The organism is Pedobacter hiemivivus (genome assembly GCF_005144565.1).
Taxonomy (GTDB): Bacteria; Bacteroidota; Bacteroidia; order Sphingobacteriales; family Sphingobacteriaceae; genus Pedobacter; species Pedobacter hiemivivus.
This window is the reverse complement of the sequence record NZ_SWDX01000031.1, coordinates 1-1585: the sequence shown is the minus strand read 5'-3', so window position 1 is coordinate 1585 and position 1585 is coordinate 1. Positions and strand designations below refer to the sequence as shown.

Genomic DNA, 1585 nt, shown 5'->3' with positions numbered 1-1585 from the left:
ACCGGGTTGGACTAGCCTCTAGTGAATCTGTTGTTCCGCCAGGGGCATTGCAGAGTAGCTACGCTGGGAATAGATAAGCGCTGAAAGCATCTAAGTGCGAAACTAGCCACGAGATGAGAATTCCATATAGGACCGTAGCAGACTACTACGTTGATAGGTTACAGATGTAAAGGTTGTGAGATCAAAGTCGAGTAATACTAATCATCCGAAGCTTTCAAGAGCAATAAACTGTTGTTTGTTCTTCATAATAACTTCTTTCAATAATATGTCATTTGTTTAGTAACAAATCGAGCAAGGCGMRAGCTGAGCAACAAAAGCGAAACGATATATACTAGATATTTAAAAATATTTAGGTGCCTATATCGGTGGTGTCCACCTCTTCCCATTCCGAACAGAGAAGTTAAGCCCACCAGAGCCGATGGTACTGCGGTAACACGTGGGAGAGTAGGTCGGTGCCAAATCTTAAAAGAAAGCCGGTAGTCCAATAGACTATCGGCTTTTCTTGTTTATAACATTTCTATTTTCCTTTAGGGGCTTAAGGGCATTTGGACTATAGGCTCTTATCTTCGGCAGAATACACCCTGCCATTTGCTGGCATTGGTGATCTGTTTTGTTTATAGGAATCTTTGATTGATCAAGGATTAATTCTTTAACCATTGCCTGTATTGGGCTTTCTGTCATTTCTAATTATGATTTCGTTGTATTCATACTTTTATGATCGCTTAATGAGCGATGCTGGTTGATATGGGGGTAATAAATGAACGTTAATGAGTTGTGCCATTGACATTCTTTAAAAGGGCTTTTACCCTTAGGTCACCGCTTTATTATTCTGAAAGGATTCTGTGCAGTTCCATGTTGTTGAAACAGCCATTTTCCTTTATGCAGAATTTGATACTTTCGCTAAGATTTGAATAATAATTTAATAACTAATGGCGTTTGTATAAAGCATTAATATTTGATTGAATGGCTATTTAATATAAGAGATTGAAATGGTTTTCAGTTTTTCTGGTTGTGTTGCAGGTAGTTAGGGGAGAATAGGAGATAATAGTGTGTTTAAGTTTGCGGGGGCGTATAATTTTCCTACTTTTGCATCCCACTTCGGAGGAAGGGTTTGTAAGAAAGGGAAGAAGATGAAGGTTGAATTGAAGGGTTAGAAAAAGAGATTGGTATTTCTTTATGAGTGTTTAAAAGGCGCAGAAAATAAAAGAAATAAAGTTTAATAAAAAGCTTGACAAAACCAAAAAGATTTCTACCTTTGCAATCCCAAACAGAACGGGAGTTACCAAACGGAGTTTGTTAACAGAATAAAAAAGATTGAAACGTTAAAAATTTGAAACTGAGATTCGGAACATTAAGACCGAAACGAAACTGAAGAATAATAAACGAAGAAATATAAAGAAGATCCGTGAGGTGATTCGAGAAGTTCATTAAAGAGATGTCATTTATAAAGCATAGCGAGGTAAGATAGTACAGTTTCAAAGTACATGAAAACCAAAGCTATTTTTTCAAGTCAGAATCTAACTAGACAATATAATTAGAATAAGACTATTATTAATACAAGTTAAGAATGGTCAGTGTTCAAACA

General features: G+C 36.3%; 2 rRNA genes. Both read left to right on the top strand.

Features of this window, described 5'->3' with window-relative positions:
- Positions 1-221, top strand: a 23S ribosomal RNA gene (locus FBD94_RS25845); the annotation flags it as partial.
- A 128-nt stretch (positions 222-349) separates the two neighbouring features.
- A 5S ribosomal RNA gene (gene rrf / locus FBD94_RS25840) occupies positions 350-461 on the top strand.
- Positions 462-1585: the final 1124 nt, after the last annotated feature.